Source organism: Saccharopolyspora sp. NPDC000995, from assembly GCF_053599315.1.
In genome coordinates this window covers 1-13,928 of sequence record NZ_JBSFLZ010000009.1, presented here as the reverse complement: position 1 = coordinate 13,928, position 13,928 = coordinate 1, and the positions used below count along the sequence as shown (strand labels likewise).

13 protein-coding genes and 2 pseudogenes are annotated in these 13,928 nt (G+C 69.7%); 4 read left to right on the top strand and 11 right to left on the bottom strand.

All coding sequences use genetic code 11. From position 1 onward, the window contains the following. Window positions 1–112: 112 nt before the first annotated feature. On the top strand, window positions 113–796 hold the full coding sequence (locus ACWDKQ_RS05225; RefSeq protein WP_450137490.1) for a YqeB family protein: 684 nt from the start codon (window positions 113–115) through the stop codon (window positions 794–796). A 183-nt stretch (window positions 797–979) separates the two neighbouring features. On the opposite strand, the pseudogene ACWDKQ_RS05220 reads toward ACWDKQ_RS05225, so the two are convergent. Further along, window positions 980–1,255: pseudogene (locus tag ACWDKQ_RS05220) on the bottom strand (VOC family protein); the annotation flags it as partial. A 131-nt stretch (window positions 1,256–1,386) separates the two neighbouring features. Between ACWDKQ_RS05220 and ACWDKQ_RS05215 the strand changes: the two are divergent. Further along, on the top strand, window positions 1,387–2,679 hold the full coding sequence (locus ACWDKQ_RS05215) for a hemolysin family protein (RefSeq protein WP_450137489.1): 1,293 nt from the start codon (window positions 1,387–1,389) through the stop codon (window positions 2,677–2,679). A 146-nt stretch (window positions 2,680–2,825) separates the two neighbouring features. Here the strand turns inward: ACWDKQ_RS05215 and ACWDKQ_RS05210 are convergent, their stop codons facing one another. The 7 genes from ACWDKQ_RS05210 to ACWDKQ_RS05180 form a co-directional block, all read right to left on the bottom strand. Next, a complete protein-coding gene (locus ACWDKQ_RS05210) occupies window positions 2,826–2,984 on the bottom strand; it encodes a hypothetical protein (protein ID WP_450137488.1) in 159 nt (52 codons plus the stop codon). Window positions 2,985–3,051: 67 nt separating this feature from the next. Beyond that, entirely contained in the window at window positions 3,052–3,693 is a 642-nt protein-coding gene (locus tag ACWDKQ_RS05205) for an ABC transporter ATP-binding protein (protein ID WP_450137487.1), read from the bottom strand. Continuing rightward, window positions 3,687–4,631, bottom strand: coding sequence for an ABC transporter ATP-binding protein (locus ACWDKQ_RS05200; protein ID WP_450137486.1), 945 nt, complete (start codon window positions 4,629–4,631; stop codon window positions 3,687–3,689). Before ACWDKQ_RS05200 ends, ACWDKQ_RS05205 begins: the two co-directional genes overlap by 7 nt. Continuing rightward, window positions 4,628–5,545: an ABC transporter permease gene (locus ACWDKQ_RS05195; protein WP_450137485.1), complete on the bottom strand. Its 918-nt coding sequence runs from the start codon at window positions 5,543–5,545 to the stop codon at window positions 4,628–4,630. Before ACWDKQ_RS05195 ends, ACWDKQ_RS05200 begins: the two co-directional genes overlap by 4 nt. A gap of 154 nt (window positions 5,546–5,699) precedes the next feature. Next, window positions 5,700–6,674 (bottom strand): ABC transporter permease, encoded by a 975-nt coding sequence (locus ACWDKQ_RS05190; RefSeq protein ID WP_450137484.1) that lies wholly within the window; start codon window positions 6,672–6,674, stop codon window positions 5,700–5,702. Further along, window positions 6,671–8,260, bottom strand: a complete 1,590-nt coding sequence (locus ACWDKQ_RS05185) for an ABC transporter substrate-binding protein (RefSeq protein ID WP_450137483.1) — start codon at window positions 8,258–8,260, stop codon at window positions 6,671–6,673. Before ACWDKQ_RS05185 ends, ACWDKQ_RS05190 begins: the two co-directional genes overlap by 4 nt. Before the next feature lie 153 nt (window positions 8,261–8,413). Then, window positions 8,414–9,091, bottom strand: coding sequence for a DUF2848 domain-containing protein (locus ACWDKQ_RS05180; protein WP_450137574.1), 678 nt, complete (start codon window positions 9,089–9,091; stop codon window positions 8,414–8,416). Between the two features lie 107 nt (window positions 9,092–9,198). Here ACWDKQ_RS05180 and ACWDKQ_RS05175 point away from each other — a divergent pair, with 107 nt between their 5' ends. Beyond that, window positions 9,199–10,488, top strand: coding sequence for an MFS transporter (locus tag ACWDKQ_RS05175; protein ID WP_450137482.1), 1,290 nt, complete (start codon window positions 9,199–9,201; stop codon window positions 10,486–10,488). Between the two features lie 62 nt (window positions 10,489–10,550). Here ACWDKQ_RS05175 and ACWDKQ_RS05170 read toward each other — a convergent pair whose 3' ends face one another. Beyond that, complete coding sequence (locus ACWDKQ_RS05170) at window positions 10,551–11,177, bottom strand: GntR family transcriptional regulator (protein ID WP_450137481.1); 627 nt, start codon at window positions 11,175–11,177, stop codon at window positions 10,551–10,553. Window positions 11,178–11,395: 218 nt separating this feature from the next. On the opposite strand from ACWDKQ_RS05170, the gene ACWDKQ_RS05165 reads away from it, so the two are divergent. Then, window positions 11,396–12,187: a carbon-nitrogen hydrolase family protein gene (locus tag ACWDKQ_RS05165; protein ID WP_450137480.1), complete on the top strand. Its 792-nt coding sequence runs from the start codon at window positions 11,396–11,398 to the stop codon at window positions 12,185–12,187. Window positions 12,188–12,286: 99 nt separating this feature from the next. On the opposite strand, the gene ACWDKQ_RS05160 is transcribed toward ACWDKQ_RS05165, so the two are convergent. Together ACWDKQ_RS05160 and ACWDKQ_RS05155 are read right to left on the bottom strand one after the other, a co-directional pair. Then, on the bottom strand, window positions 12,287–13,030 hold the full coding sequence (locus ACWDKQ_RS05160; protein WP_450137479.1) for a tyrosine-type recombinase/integrase: 744 nt from the start codon (window positions 13,028–13,030) through the stop codon (window positions 12,287–12,289). 22 nt (window positions 13,031–13,052) lie between these two features. Further along, window positions 13,053–13,352: pseudogene (locus ACWDKQ_RS05155) on the bottom strand (replication initiator); the annotation flags it as partial. Window positions 13,353–13,928 lie beyond the last annotated feature (576 nt).

Below are 13,928 nucleotides of genomic sequence, written 5' to 3'. Positions count from 1 at the left end.
GGGAGAGGAGGAACGGGCCTGGGTGCTTAGGCACCCGGGCAGACCAGCCTCGACCGCACCAGCGGCCCCAGCTGCCGGCCGGTGGCGATAATCCGGTGGCGATAATGGCGGCATGGCTGCAGAACCCGCCGCGACGACCGTCACCGAGCACCGCCTGGTCCGGCACGGTTCGTGGATCGTCTGCCCGTTGCTGGCAGCGCTGGTCGTCTGGTTGTTGCGACTGGCGTCCGCGTGGGTCGCCGGGTTGCCGTGGGCGCCGTTCCAGGGCGTGTTCCAGCTCGCCGCGTCGGTGCCCGACCCGTGGGGCATGGTCGGCGCCATCGCCATCGGCGCGATACTCGGGCTCGGCTTCGCCGGGCTGATGGCGCAGGAGCGGCTGACGGTCACCGTCGAACCGGAGCAGGTGGTGCTGACCGTCGGGCGGTCGCAACAGCACATCGCGCGCGCCGAGATCGGTTACGTGTACGTCGACGGCAAGAACCTCTTGGTGCTGGACGAATCCGGCGGCGAGCACATCCGGCAACCGTCCGATTTGGACAAGTTCGCGCTGCGCCGCGCCTTCACCGAGCACGGCTACCCGTGGCGGGACAAGGACCCGTTCACCGGCTCCTACAGCCTGTGGGTCGAGGACACGCCGGAGCTGTCGCTGCGGATCAACTCGCTGATGGCGGCCCGCGAACGCGCACTGCGCAAGCGCGCCGGGAAGGAAGCGGCGCTGCTGCGCACCGAACTGGTCAAGCACAAAATCCTCGTGCGCGACGAGAAGAAGCGGCAGTACTGGCGAACCACCGACTGAGCGCAGTCGCGGAATTCGAGCACCTCCACCGCCCGCGCCGCCACGCAGAACGAGCCTGGGGACGCTTTCTAATCGGGGCGTTGTTGGAGGGTGAAGCGGTTGCCCTCGCTGTCGAGGAACGCCGACCACCAGCCCCACGGTTTCCGGACCGGTGGCTTTCGGGAACTCGACGCCCTTCGCCGACAGGTCCCGGTGGGTCTGCTCGATGTCGTCGGCGTACAGGAAGAAGGTGGCCGACGGGACGCCGTCGTAGACCGGGAAGACCGCCTGGTCCGTTGCGCTGGTGCTCAGGATCAGCGTGGAGATGCCGTTGGGCGCCGTGACTTCGACCCAGCGGTTGCCCTCGTCGTCGTACGGGGCGTCGGTGGTGACGGGGAACCCCAGGGTCTCGGTCCAGAACTGCTTCGCGCGCTGCTGGTCCCGCACGGGGACGACCTTGCTGACGCCTTCGACGGCCATTGAAGATCCTTTCCCCTGATCGCGCCCCTCATGGCCGCCCGTCCGGGCGACCGCAGCGAGATTTCGCGGAAACCACCTCCGGACTGTGGCGGTGGAGGGCTCGCGAACGCCGGGAATGGAACAATCAGAAGATGGACGGCGTCGCTTGGAACATCGCGCTGGTGCTGCTGTTCGTGCTGCTCGGCGGCTACTTCGCCGCCGCGGAGATCGCGCTGGTGTCGCTGCGCGAGAGCCAGGTCCGCAAGCTCGCCGAACAGGACCGCCGCGGCGCGCGGGTGGCCAAGCTGCGCGCCGACTCCAACCGGTTCCTCTCCGCGGTGCAGATCGGCGTCACCTTCGCCGGGTTCTTCGCCTCCAGCTACGGCGGCGCGACGATCGCGGTGCGCCTCGAGCCGGTGCTGGCCGGCTGGGGCCTGCCGATCGGCGTGGCCGCGTCGGTGGCCCTGGTGCTGGTGACGCTGTTCGTGTCGTACCTGTCGCTGGTGTTCGGCGAGCTCGCCCCCAAGCGGCTGGCGCTGCAGAAGTCCGAGCGCGTCGCGATGATCACCGCCGGGGTGCTGGACGGGCTGGCGACGCTGTCGCGGCCGTTGATCTGGTTTCTGTCGAAGTCCACCAACGCGGTGGTCCGGTTGCTCGGTATCGATCCGCGCGCCGGCGAGGACAAGGTCAGCGAGGAAGAGCTGCGGGACATGGTGCGCACCAACGAGCAGCTGACCATCGAGGAGCGGCGGCTGCTAAGCGACGCGTTCCGGGCCACCGACCGGGTGCTCGGCGAGGTCATGGTGCCGCGCACCGAGGTCGATTTCCTGGACCGCACCACGCCCCTGCCCGAGGCGATCGCCGAGGTCGCCGGCAAGCCGCACTCGCGGTACCCGGTCATCCAGGGCACCGCCGACGACATCGTCGGTTTCATCCACGTCCGAGACCTGCTCGCAACGACTCACGGCGGACGCGAGGGGGCGCGCACGGTCGGCGACCTGACCCGGCCGGTCACCGCCCTGCCGGCGAGCAAGCCGGTGCTGGCGGCGCTGTCGCAGATGCGGCGGCGAGGCGGGCACCTGGCGGTGGTGGTCGACGAGTACGGCGGGACCGCGGGCATCGTCACCGTCGAGGACCTGGTGGAGGAAGTCGTCGGCGAGATCTGGGACGAGTACGACCCGAGCACGGCCCCGGTGCGCCCCAAGGGCAACGGCAGCTTCGAGACCGACGGTCTGCTGCACCGCGCCGAGTTCGAGCAGCAGACCGGGATCGCGCTACCCGACGGTCCCTACGACACGGTGGCGGGATTCGTGGTCAGCCGGTTCGGGCGCGTCCCGGCGGAGGGAGATTCGCTGGAGGCCCTGGGCCACCGCTTCACGGTCCGCGCGATGGACGGTCACCGCGTGTCCCGCCTGCTGGTCACCAAGCTCCCCGCCCAGCGGTGACCCGTCCCGGGTTCGATCACCGCGGTTTCAATGGAAATTGCGGACCTCCGGCGTGTCGGACCGCGACACGCCGGAGACTGTCGACAACTTCCCCAATTCAATGGGAAGCGGACATCCGATTTCCATTGAAATCGCGGACGACCGCATCAGGACAGCAGCAGGATCACGGATCCTACGATGATTCCGACGAGCACCACGACCGCCGCGGTGATCATGACCGCCCGCGTCTTGGGCCCGTCGTCGCGAACCTCGGTCTGGGCCCGCTCCCGCCACTGCATGAAGGTGGTGCCTTCGCCCTCGCTCAACGTCGACTCCTCGGGTCCGTCGTCAGTACCGAGCGGTCCCCCGCGACCGCGTTTCGGCCCCACCATGTCATACCGACCCGCCGAGGCGAACCACGTGCACCGCCCAATACCGCAGCAGGTCCTCGTCGTGGCTGATCGCGAGGACCCCCGTGCCGTGCTCGTTCACCCGCCGGTCCACGACCTTCACCAGCGTCGCCGTGGTGGACGCGTCCAGCATCGCGGTCATCTCGTCGCAGATCAGATAGCTCGGCCGCAACGCCAATGCCCGTGCCAGGCAGGCCCGTTGCAGTTGTCCGTCGCTGACCTCGTGCGGCCGCCGCGACAGCAGCTCCGCGGTCAGCCCCACCTCGTCGGCCAGCTCGTCGACGTCCCCGGCGGCTCCGGTGGCCCGCAGCGGTTCGGCGACGATCTCGCGGAGCGTGAAGCGCGGGTCGACGGCGGGTCGCGGCTGCTGGAAGACCATGCCGATCGCCTTGCGTTGCTCTCGCGGCGTCGCGTGCCGGAAGCCGCTGACCGGCTCGCCCTCGAGCGACACCTGCCCGGACCACGGCTCGTGCAGCAGCCCGAGCACCCTGGCCAATGTGGACTTCCCGCACCCGCTCGGTCCGGCCAGCCCGACCACGGCACCGCCCGGGACGTCCAGGGCGACCCCGTCGAGCACCGGTTCGCCGCGCCGGTAGCCGGCGACCAGGCCGGTCGCGCTCAGCACGGCGGGTGCGCGGCGACCCACCGGTCGCCGAGGTCGAGCAGTTCCGGATCTCCCGTGCACGGCCCGAATCCGGGCACGTCCGGGCAGCGTTGGCAGAACACGCAACCCCATTCCTGTTCGATGCGGGCGAGTTCGGTGAGGGGCGGCGGGTGGCCGGGGATCGGCCGGAAACCGCCGTCGGGCAGCGCCGCGAGCAGCCCCGCGGTGTACGGGTGCCAGGGGTCGGCGAGCACCTGCTCGGCCGGCCCGGCCTCGACGATCCGGCTGGCGTACATCACCGCGATGTCGGTGGCCACCCGGCGGGCGGCGGCCAGGTCGTGGGTGATCATCAGCACCGCGCGGTCGTCGGTGGCGGCTTCGGCGAGCAGGTCGACGGTGCGGTGCACCAGCGGCCGGTCCAGCCCGGTGGTCGGCTCGTCGGCGAGGATGATCTGCGGGTTGCCAGCCAGCGCCAGCGCCACCCCGACCCGCTGGGCCATCCCGCCAGAGAGCTCGTGCGGGTAGCGATCGAGGTCGGCCGGGTCCAGCCCGACGCGTTCGGCGAGCTCGTCCGGCCCGGCGGCGCCGCCCAGCGCCCGGATCGCCTCGACGAGCTGGCTGCGCGCGGTCCGCACCGGCGTCAGGTGGGTGCTCGCGGACTGCGGCACCAGGCCGACGAGCCGGCCGCGGACCTGCCCGGCCAACACCGGCTCCGGCGCCGACAGCACCTCGATGCCGCCGCGCAGCACGGCTTCGCCGCGAACCTGAGCGTTCCCGGGCAGCAGCCCCAGCAGCGCCGAAGCCAGCACCGACTTGCCGCAGCCGGACTCCCCGACCAGCGCGAGCATCCGGCCCGGCCGCAGTTGCAGCGTCGCGTCGGTCACCGCCCGCACTTCGGCGCCGCGCCCCAGCAGGAAGCGCACCGAGAGCCGGTCCAGTTCGAGCAGCGGTTCGCTCACAGCGCCAACTCCGATCGCCGTCGCGGCACGACCCGATCGCGCCAGGTCGCGGCCAGTCCGGACACCGCCAGCGTCGTCGCCACCAGCAGCACCGACGGGAACAGCACGATCCACCAAGCGTCGAGCAGCACCGCTTCCCGGCCGTCGCCGAGGATGTTCCCGATGCTGGCCAGGTGCGGCGGCAAGCCGAGGCCGAGGAAGCTCAGCGCGGTCTCGTGCCACACCGCGTGCGGCACGAGCAGCACTGCCGAGAGCGCCGCCTGCGGCACGATCGCGGGCAACAGGTGCCGCAGCAGGATCCGCCACCGCGACGAACCGCCCGCGATCGCCGCGTCGATGTAGGGCCGCTGGCGCAGCGATAGGACCTCGGAGCGCACGATGCGTGCCACGGTCGTCCAGTGCGTGAGGGCGATGGACAGGATCACCGCGACCAGGCTGCCCCGGTACAACGCGACGATCACGATACCCAGCAGCAGGTGCGGCACCGAGTTGATGGTATCGACCAGCCGCATCAGCAGCCGGTCCGGCCAGCCGCCGACGCCGCCCGCGACGGCGCCCACCAACGAACCGAGCACAGTGGACACCACCGCGCTGAAACCGGCCACCAGCAAGGAGATCCGCAGACCGGATAGAGACTGCACGAACAGGTCCCGCCCGCCGGAGTCGGTGCCGAACAGGTGCGCCGGGCCCGGCGCGAGCCGGATCGAGTCGTAGCGCACCGATTCGCTGCCGAACAGCGCGGGCACCGCGATCGCGGCCAGCGCCAGGGCCGCGAGGCCGCTCATTGACACCCACAGCCGCGCCCGGGTCCGCGCCGCCCCGGCGCGCTTGCGGCCGGCGAATCGCCACGGTCCGACCGATGTGGACTCGTTGGAGGTCTTTAAAAAGCGGCGAAGCCGCTTGCGGTGAGGCACGCCACTTGCACCGCCGCGGGTTCTCAGAGGTCGCCTCGCGAGGACAGCCCCGATGCCGTGTATTGGACATACATAAGTCGGGGATCCCGGAGTCGAGGCGGCGTCTGAGGTTCCGCCACCGGCACCGCTACGCAAATCACGTTGCGTATCTTCTTCAGCCATCGGTCGCCACCCTCGGGTCTAGCACGATCGCCGCGATGTCGGCGAACAGCGAGCCGATCAGCACCGCGGCGGTGGCCACGAGCGTCAGGACCGCCAGCAGCGGGTAGTCGACCGCCGTCGCGGCGGTGACGACGGCGGCGGCCAGGCCTGGCCAGGAGAAGACCTCCTCGACCAGCACCGCCCCGGTGACCAGCTCCGGAACCCGCGCGCCGATCAGCGTGACGAACGGCAGCAGCGCGGTCGGCAGCGCGTGCCGCAGCACGACGACGCTTTCCGCGAGGCCGCGCGCCCGCGCCCCGGTCACGTGATCCTCGGACAGCGATGTCAGCATCGACTGACGGACGTGCAGCACCAGCCACGGCGACTGGGAGATGCCCAGCACCAGCGCGGGCAGCGCCAGGTGCTCGGCGACCTGCCCGAAGGAGACTGAAGCGCCCGCGTCGGTCAGCCCCGCCACCGGCAGCCAGCCGAGCCCCAGCGAGAACACCGCGATCGACAGCAGTGCCAGCACGAACGGCGGCACGCCCTCAAGCGCGTGGCCGATAGCGGTGACGAACCGGTCGATCCAGCCGCCCTGCCGCCAGGCCGCAACGGTGCCCAGCACCAGCGCGATCACCACGGCCAGCGCGAGCCCGGTCGCGGTCAGCAGGAGCGTCCACGGCAGCCGTTGCGCGACGACCTGCGCGACGGGCTGCCGGAACGACCGCGACACCCCGAGGTCGCCGCCGAACACGCCGGTCGCCCAGTGCCAGAACTGCACCAGCACGGGGTCGTCGAACCCCAACCGGGCCCGCACCTGCGCGACGTCGGCCGCGGACGCCCCGAAAAGCTCCACGCCGTAGTACTGGTGGACCGGGTCGAACGGGGACGCCGCGGCCAGCAGGAACACCCCGAACGCCACGACCACCAGCACCGGGACCGCGAAGCCGATCCGCCGCAGCACCAACCGGCCGATCGCGCGGCTCATGCCTGCGGTTTCCAGGCCTCGACGTTCCACCACGGGCCCCAGGTGGTCCCGTGCACGTGCGGCTCGACCGGCGGCCGATAGCCGGACCACTTGCCGTCGCGCATCACGTAGCTGTGGTCGATGAACGCCAGGTACACCAGGCCCGGGTCGGCGACGTAGGCGCGCTGCGCCTGCTTGTAGAACTCCGCCCGCTTACGCGGGTCCACCTCCTGCCGGCCGCCGTCGAGCGCGGCGTCGACCTCGGCGTTGCGGTACTGGCCCGGGTTGTTGTAGGTGCCGGTGCCGATGACCGAGGAGTGCAGGCTCGCGTAGACCTGCGGGTCGGGGTCGATGGGGTTGCCGCCGCCGAGCACGAGCCCGTCGGTCGCCAGCCGAGCGGGCACGGCCGAGCGGTCCACCCCGGCGAGCTCGACCTGGATGCCGATCGCCTTGGCGTCGGAGGCGAACGCGCGGGCGAGATCCTTGCGGAGGCTGTCGTCGGCGAAGTACATCACGGTGAACTGGGCTCGGACGCCGCCCCGCTCCCGGATGCCGTCGCCGCCAACCCGCCAACCGGCCTCGTCCAGGACCTTCTTCGCGTGCTCGGGGTCGAAGTCGAAGCGGGCCGTGGGCTCGAAGTTGGCGCCCATCGACTCCGGGATCGGCGCGTAGGCCGGTTTTCCGTGCCCGCCCAGCAATGCCTGGATCATGCCCTCGCGGTTGACCGCGAGGTTCAGCGCCAGCCGCACGGCTCGGTCGCCGGCGACCGGGTGCGTGTTGGGCAGCGCGATGCTGCGGAAGTCAGCGGTGCGGTGGTGCACCGTCCGGTAGCCGTTGCGGCCGACGGTCTCGGCCAGCACCGGCGGCAGCACGGTGCCGTCGAACTCGCCGGAGGACAGGCGCTGCGCGCGGGTGTTGTCGTCCTTGGCGAAGACGACGGTGACCTTGCCGACGGTGGGCGCACCGGCCCAGTAGTCGGGGTTGGCCTCCCAGGTCATCTGGTCGCCCTGGCGCCATTCGACGAGCCTGTAGGGCCCGGTGCCGACCGGCTTGGTGTTGAGCGGGGAGCTCTCCTGCGATTTCGGCTCGGCGAGCCGCTCGTTCGCCATGATGGCGAGCACCAGCTTCGACGGCCAGGCGGCGTAGGGGATCTTGAGGTCGAACCGCACGGTGTGCGAGTCGAGCGCGCGGACGTCGGCGAGCATGTCGAAGTCCGCGGACACCGTCGAGGCGTAGGCAGGGTCGATCGCGGACTTGTAGGTGGCGACGACGTCTTCGGCGTCGAAGGGCGTGCCGTCGTGGAAGCGAACGCCGTCGCGGAGCTTGACCGTCCAGGTCTTGGCGTCGGGCGTGGATTGCGGCGCCTCGCTGGCCAGCGCGGGGCGCAGCGCGGACTGGCCATCGAAGGCCAGCAGGCCGTCGTAGAACTTCGCGGCACCCTCCACGCCGTAGCCCAGCAGCGGGTTCAGGCTCTCCGGCTCATAGCCGTCGGCCAGCAGCATCGACCCGGGGTCATCGGTGCCCGGCGCCGACGGCGCGGCGCACCCCACCCCGAGCAGGCCCAGGGCGGCCGGAACAGCGACGAACAAAGCGCGACGATTCAGCACCCCTGAACAATAGGTGCTATTGCAAGACTTTCTCAATAAGTTGAGATCTTGCTCGCCAGTGCCTCGCAGCGGCGCCGGTTCGTGACCGCTTTGGGCCGCTGCCTGCGGCGACCCAAAACGCTCACGAGAACCGACCAGTGGGAACCCGCCGGTTCACTCCACCGGCTCGGGCATGCTGCGGACCTGGTACTCGCAGGCGATGACGTCGCCGGTCTTCGGGTCGCCGAGTTCGACCCGCCAGGAGTCGGCGAACTGGTCCACCGCGGCGTCCATCGGGATAGTGCCGGACAGCAGCACGGTGCCCGGCTGCAGCAGGCCGCGTTCGCGCAGGTCGTCGAGCCAGAACTGCGGGGTGAGCAGCTCCGCCAGGGTGCCCCGCTGGATCACCTCGCCGCCCGCCCAGGCGGTCAGCGTCAGCTCGTCGAGCCGGTCGGCGACCTCGACCAACCGCCAGGCCTTGCGCCCCAGCACGTCCGGCGCGGCCTGCTTGCTCCACGCGACGCCGTGCACTTCCAGCTGGCGGTCGGTGTGGTCGCAGGCCACCGTCAGCAGGACGTCTCGTTCCTCCGGCCCGGCGACGATCAGCGCCCACTCGGCCTCGCCGGAGGTGCGGCCGTGCTGCACCGGCACCTCGTCGGGCTGCATCGCGAGGTAGGGCGCCACCGGGTACAGACAGGGCGTCCTGGTCGGCGCGGGCACGCCGAGCTCGGCGAGCTCGGCGACGTGCGCTGCGACGTCCTCCTGACTGCGCCCGGCGTAGCCGCCGTTGAGCAGGGTCGTCACCGGCACCTCGACGAATTCACCGTTGACATCGAAACGCAGCGGAAACAAGATGTCCTCCAAAGTGCGCATACTGGTTGTATACATTTGGTGTACCACAGTACGCCGGTGGTCGGCACACCCGACCGACCGGAAGCCCCGGCAAGAGAAGGACCCCGATGACCCAAGCCTTACCCGCAACGGCCCGGCCGCCCCGCAAGGACCTGATCAAGGCCTTCGTGGCGAGCCTCAGCGGAACTTCCCTGGAGTGGTACGACTTCGCCGCGTACTCGGTGGCTTCGGCGCTGGTGTTCGGCCAGCTGTTCTTCCCGAGCCACGATCCGCTGTCCGGCACGCTGCTCGCGTTCTCCACCTACGCCGTCGGCTACGTCTCACGGCCGCTCGGCGGTTTCGTGTTCGGCCGGCTCGGCGACGTGCTGGGCCGTAAGCAGGTGCTGGTCATCACCCTGCTGATCACCGGCATCTCCACCGTCTTCATCGGGCTGCTGCCGACGCACAGCCAGGTCGGCGCGCTCGGCGCCGTGCTGCTGGTGGTCCTGCGGTTCGCCCAGGGCGTGGGCATCGGCGGCGAGTGGGGCGGCGCGGTCCTGCTGTCCAGCGAGTTCGGCAGCGACAAGCACCGGGGCTTCTGGGCCTCGGCCGCCCAGATCGGCCCACCCGCCGGCAACCTGCTGGCCAACGGCGTGCTTGCGGCGCTCGCGGCGCTGCTCACCCAGGAGCAGTTCATGTCCTGGGGCTGGCGGGTCGCGTTCCTGGTCTCCGCGGTGCTGGTGCTTTTCGGCCTGTGGATCCGGGTGAAGCTGGAGGAGACCCCGGTCTTCAAGGAGCTGCAGGAGAAGGGCGAGCAGGCCGGGGCACCCGTGCGGGAGGTCTTCACCCGCGAGCCCCGCGCGCTGGTGGCGGCGATCCTGTCCCGCGTCGGCCCGGACGTGCTCTACGCGCTGTTCACGGTCTTCGTGCTCACCTACGCCACGCAGCAACTCGACATGCCGAAGAGCTGGGCGGTCACGGGTGTCATGCTGGGCTCGACGCTGCAGTTGGCGCTGATGCCGCTGGCCGGCGCGCTGTCGGACCGTTGGGGCCGGCGGAAGGTCTACGCGGTGGGCGCGATCGGTGCCGGGGTCTGGCCGTTCGTGTTCTTCCCGATGGTCGGCGGAGGCTCGGCTGGGCTGCTGATCGTCGGTGTCGTCGTCGGCCTGATCTGGCACGCGCTCATGTACGGGCCGCAGGCAGCGTTCGTGTCCGAGCAGTTCAGCCCGGCGCTGCGGGCCACCGGATCGTCCCTGGCCTACACGCTGGCGGGTGTCATCGGCGGCGCGCTGGCCCCGCTGCTGTTCACGTACCTGTTCGCGTCGTTCGAGAGCTGGCTGGCCCCGGCGTGCTACCTCGCGGCGACCTGCGTGGTCACCCTGATCGGCCTGTCCCTCGGGCGCTCGAACGCGCGGTGAGGTTCAGATCTCGCCCGGGCCGTGGGGCTTTCCGACCGGAAAACCCCACGGCCCGGGCCGCCTCAGCCCGCCAGCAGGACCTGCTGCGTCGCGGACAGGTGCGCGGTGATCGCCGCAGCCGCGGCCTCCGCGTCGCCCGCGGCGAGCGCAGCCAGGATCGCCTCGTGCTCGACGAGCACCGCCTTGCGCCGCCCGCCGCTGCTGAACAGCGCGACGATGCCCGCGCGGATCTGACGAGCCCGCAACGCGTCATAGGTCTTGCTGAGCATGTCGTTGCCGACCGCGCACACCAGCGCGGCGTGGAACCGGTGGTCGCGGTCGATGAACGCGCGGGCCTGGTGGTCGCCGCTGAGCTCGCGCTGGGCCGCCAGTTCGGCGCGCATCTGCTCCACCGGCACCGCGTCGAGCTCGATGGCGCGACGGGCGGCGTAGCACTCGATCATCGCGCGGATCTCGAACAACTCGCGGATCTCCCGGCCGCCGACCGGGGCGATGTAGGCGCCGCGCTTGGGCACGAGCTGCACCAGTTCCTCGGCGGCCAGCAGCAGCAGGGCCTCTCGGATCGGCGTTCGGGACACCCCGATCTCGTCGGCCAGCGCCTGTTCGTTGACGAACTGCCCCTGCATCGAGGGGTCGCTGAGCACCGTGTCCTTGAGATGGTCGTAAGCCAGTTCTCGTCCCGACGGCAACGAAGACCCCCTGCGTGAATTTAGCTGCGTGAATTTAGCTGTGTGACTCCAGCTGGTGCATATCGCTGGTATACAAACATAGTAACGGGTGAGCGCTAGAGGCTGTTCTTCGTCTTTGAAGCGGCGCAGCCGCTTCGCCCACCCTCGCCACTCGGTTCCGCACTTGCACCGCTGCGCAAACGAGTTTGGAAACAGTCCCCAGAAGGATGGTTGTGGTTATGCGGATCGCTTTGTGCCAGATCGTGTCCGGACCGGACCCCAAGGCAAACCTGGAACTCGTGGCCGACGGCGTCCGGAAGGCCGCCGAGGCTGACGCCGGCCTCGCGGTGTTCCCGGAGGCGACGATGGCCTGCTTCGGGATCAAGCTCGGGCCGCTGGCCGAGCCCCTGGACGGGCCGTGGGCGACCGAACTGCGGCGGCTCGCCGAGGAGGCCGGCATCGCGGTCGTGGCGGGCATGTTCACGCCCACCGAGGACGGCAGGGTGACGAACACGCTGCTGATCACCGGCCGCGGCCTGGACACCTCCTACGACAAGATCCACCTGTACGACGCCTTCGGCTTCGCCGAGTCGAACACCGTCGCGCCGGGCGCGCAGCCCGTGGTGGTGGAGCTCGATGGCACAAAGATCGGCCTGACGACCTGCTACGACGTTCGGTTCCCCGGCCTGTTCACGACGCTTGCCGACCAGGGCGCGTCGGTGATCGTCACCTCGGCATCCTGGGGTTCCGGCGAGGGCAAGCGCGAGCAGTGGGAGCTGCTGGTGCGCGCCCGCGCGCTGGACTCGACGTCGTGGGTGGTGGCTTGTGGCCAGGCCGACCCGCGCAGCATCGGCCTGGAGCCCAGGGGCAAGGCACCGACCGGGATCGGCTACAGCCTCGTCGCGACCCCGCTCGGCCAGGTGCACGCCCAGCTCGCCGACGCCCCCGAGGTCCGGGTGGTCGACATCGACCCGGCGGCCGTCGACCAGGCCCGCCAAGCGGTCCCGGTCCTCGCCAACCGCCGCTTCTGACGCGATCGTCCCGAGATGAAGGGCACCATCTGGGAGCTTATGTGCTCTGACCAGCGGTTTCAGTTGTTTTCGATCTTGCTAGGCCGTCTACAGGCCGTGTCAGGCGGCAATGGGATCACTGGCCGCCAACTCGGCGAAGAACCCGTCGATGGCGGTTCGTGCCCGGGCGTGGGACGAGGGCAGCATATGCGTGTAGACACGCAGGGTGAACCCTGGGTCTTTGTGACCGAGGTAGTCCGCGAGTTCCCGGATGGTGACCGCAGCAGCGAGCATGGTGGAGGCGAAGGTGTGCCGTAGCGCGTGCATGCCGTCGATGCGGGTGCGGTAGTCCAGTCCGGCCGTGGTGAACGCGGGACGCCAGATCTTCGGGTTGTAGTTCTTGCTTTCCCACGCCAGCCCCGGGCCGGGGGCGACCAGCAGGGGCACGGTGACCTTGTGGCCGTTTGAGTCGCCCCAGGGCAGCGTCACCGGGGTTGCCGGATGGTTCTTGGCGTGGTCGGTGATCTGACGCGCCAGCGTGGCCGACAGCGGCACTGTGCGGGTCTTGCCGCACTTGGCCAGGCGGAACACCAGCCGTCCGCCGATCGGCCGCACTTGGCGCTGTACGTGCACGAGGGCACCGTCCGGGGTCCATTCGATGTCCTCGGGTGAGAACCCGAAAATCTCGCCTTGCCGCAGGCCCACACCCGAGCCCAGCGGTACCGCGATGCGTTGCCGGACAGGCAGCGCCGAGGCGATTGCCGAAACCCGCCCGGCGTCCCAGTTCCAGACCCGGGAGCTTCCCGCGCACCCCGTGATCCTCGCGTAACGCCTGGTCGATCTCCGCCAGCGCTTCGCTGACATCGGCCAGATCCTTCTCATTCCCCTCTTGCTTGGCTTCGCGGCCCCGGGCCGTCACATCCGCCCGGTACTTCATCAGCCACACGACCTCGGGATCGGGCTCCGCCGAATCCTCGGGTTCGTCATCGCGATGCCATCCCGATCCGCACTGGTCTTGTGCCGTCCGCAGATACTTCCGCGAACACGGCGGGCACACCGACTCCCACTGACTCCCGCAATCCCTCGGAACCAGCTCCTTGCCCTCGGTCTTGTTATCGATTCGCCACATCAGCATCGGCCGGACACACACGTCCGCAGCCTCAGCCGTCGCCTGCGCGATCTCCACGGCATGCGGACCCTTCAACCGCCGCACCGCCGACTCCTGCCGTGGCTCTTCCGTCTCGTTCGCGACACCATCGGCACATGCCGGAACCTCTATGTCGTTCCCGATGAAATCCCCCAAGCCAGGACAACCCAAGACCACTATGGACAAATAGACAGTCCATAGTGGCTAGTCATGAATAGCCGTACTCAAATTACAGTAAACCCGGCCCCACCCCAGAAGTAGGGGTTGCGCACCGTGACCCCCACCTCCCCACGCAACCGCTACATCCCCCAGCGGACAGGCCGTAACGTGGAAAGGTTGCCCACCAGAAAACACACACTCGCCGAGTTACCGACTGCCGAACTGCGCGCGTCCATTCACCGTCGGCGACCGCGACTCAAGCCATGACACGACGACGCCTCCAGCACCAGCCCAGGGGAAAATGAACACGTCGACGGCTACGCCGCGTTTCCTCTCTCGGCCATCGTCGTGGTGGTTCGAGCTAGTACGGCAGCAGCCATTTGGTTTTTGACCTGCGGGAACGTGTGGTTGGGGGCTGCATTCGATGTAGGGCAGCCGCCTGTTAATCATGTGTTT